Here is a 2,110-nt window from a genome sequence, read left to right as displayed (position 1 = left end):
CCCGGTCCGACGCGGCCCGGGCGGCGCGGGCCGCGGGGTGCCAGGCGTCCACCATCGTGCAGTCCCCGGGCTTGGCACCGCCGCGCGCCGCGATCCCGTCGCAGATCGCGCCCAGCAGCGCGGGCACCGTCGGCGCGGCCCCGGCGCACCGGAAGAAGGCGGAGGCGTAGAGCGGCCCCACGGTCGCGCCCACCCGCCCGAGAAAGGCGCTGCCCGCGTCGCGGAACAGCTCGGCGGGGGCGGCGTCGCCGCGGGCGCGGACGGCCGCCGCCGCGGCGGCCATGCCCTCGGCCATGCTGCGCCCGTGGTCCCCGTCGCCGACCGCCCCGTCGAGGTCGGAGAGGGCGGCGCGGGCGGCGTCGAGCGCCTGCGCGCTCAGGTCGAGCCACAGGATGATGCGGGCGGAGTCGATGTCACCGGTCATGACACCGTCATGGCGGGCCCGGCGGCTTGGGGCAAGACGCGATCAGGCGAGGCGCGCACGGGTCTCGTCGGCCAGCACCGACAGGATCATGCAGCACGAGGTCGCCCCGGCGTCGAGCACGCCGCGGGAGCGCTCTCCGAGCCGGCTCGAGCGGCCGATCCGCGAGACCATGTCCCGCGTCTCGTCCCGGCCCCGTTCGGCGGCGGCCTTCATCGCCGCGAGCGCGGAGGACAGCTCCCCCGGGTCCGCCTCGAAGGCCTCGACCGCCGGGATCAGCGCGTCGAGGAGCGACTTGTCCCCGCGCTTCGCCTCGCCGATCGCCATGACGCCCTCCTGGCCCGCCTTCAGCATCCTGCCGAACGCCGCCCTGTCGATCCGCTCCAGCGTCTCGACCGCGCTGGCCATGTCGTCGAACATCATGCCGTAGAGCGGGCCCATCGAGCCGCCGATCTCGCCCATGAGCACGTCGGCCAGCGTGTGCATCGCGCCCGACAGCGTGTCGGTGTCCGCGATGCGGTCCCGCGCCCGGCCGAAGCCCTTGGCCATGTTGTTGCCGTGGTCGCCGTCGCCGATCTTGCCGTCGATCTCGGACAGGTAGCCGCGGTTCTCGACGATCGTGTCCGCCATCCGGCGGACGATCGCGCCGCCGCCCGCGTTCTTCAGCGTCGCCATGGCTCAGGCCTCCTTGCGCACGACGAGACCCGGCGACACCGCCTCGGCGTCGATCAGCCGGGTCAGCTCGTCGTCGAGCTTCATGATGGTCAGCGTCGCGCCCGTCATCTCGAGCGAGGTGAAGTAGTTGCCGACGAAGGCCCGGTGCGTGCCGATGCCCTTCGCCTCGAGCTGCCGCTCGATCCGGTCGTAGAGCACGTAGAGCTCGTTGACCGGCGTGGCGCCGAGCCCCGAGAGCAGCACGCAGACGCGGTCGCCCCCGGACAGGTCGTGGTCCTCCAGCACCACGTCGAGCATCCGGTCGGCCACCGCGTCGGCCGGGGCCAGGTCGACGACCTCGGTGCCCGGCTCGCCGTGATGGCCGATGCCGATCTCCATCTTGCCCGGCGCGATCTCGAAGTTCGGGCCGGCATTGGCGGGCAGCGTGCAGGGCGCGAGCCCGACGCCGACCGACCGGGTGGCGTCGATCGCCTTCTGCGCCGCGGCGCGGACCTCCTCGGCGGTGCCGCCCTCGGCCGCCCGCGCGCCGCCCACCTTCCACATCAGGATCTCGCCCGCGACGCCGCGGCGCTTCCCGCGCTGGTCGGGCGGCGCCGACAGGACGTCGTCGTTGGCCACCACGGTCAGGACCTCGATGCCCTGCTTCGCCGCCATGCGCTGCGCCATCTTCACGTTCATGTTGTCGCCGGCATAGTTGCCGTAGAGCACGCAGACCCCGGCCCCGCCATCGGCGGTGCGCACCGCCTCGAGGAACGCCTTCGCGGTCGGCGACGAGAACAGCTCGCCCACCGCCACCGCATCGACCATGCCGCGGCCCGCATAGCCCAGGAACGCCGGCTCGTGGCCCGAGCCGCCGCCGGTCACGATGCCGACCCGGCCGCGCCGCGGAACCCCGCGCGCAACCACCACCCGGTCGTTGCCCGGATGCAGCCCCACAAGGTCGCGATGCGCCCGCACAAAACCACGAACCGTCTCGTCAACAATCTCGTCCGGATCGTTCTTGAATCTCTGCAT

At 73.3% G+C, this 2,110-nt stretch carries 3 protein-coding genes; all 3 read right to left on the bottom strand.

Features of this window, described 5'->3' with window-relative positions; translation table 11 throughout:
• Window positions 1-424, bottom strand: a 424-nt coding sequence (locus RISW2_RS22675; RefSeq protein ID WP_043775610.1) for a DAK2 domain-containing protein, incomplete at its 3' end; no start/stop codon positions are given.
• A gap of 42 nt (window positions 425-466) precedes the next feature.
• The gene (gene dhaL, locus RISW2_RS22670) at window positions 467-1,096 is read right to left on the bottom strand and encodes a dihydroxyacetone kinase subunit DhaL (protein WP_043775608.1); all 630 of its coding nucleotides are present in this window, start codon (window positions 1,094-1,096) and stop codon (window positions 467-469) included.
• 3 nt (window positions 1,097-1,099) lie between these two features.
• Window positions 1,100-2,110 (bottom strand): dihydroxyacetone kinase subunit DhaK (locus tag RISW2_RS22665; protein WP_043775606.1); only part of this gene is annotated, 1,011 nt, incomplete at its 5' end.

The organism is Roseivivax isoporae LMG 25204, assembly GCF_000521865.1.
Lineage (GTDB): Bacteria > Pseudomonadota > Alphaproteobacteria > Rhodobacterales > Rhodobacteraceae > Roseivivax > Roseivivax isoporae.
Note: the sequence above shows the minus strand (reverse complement) of the source record. Positions and strands in the feature narration are given on the sequence as shown.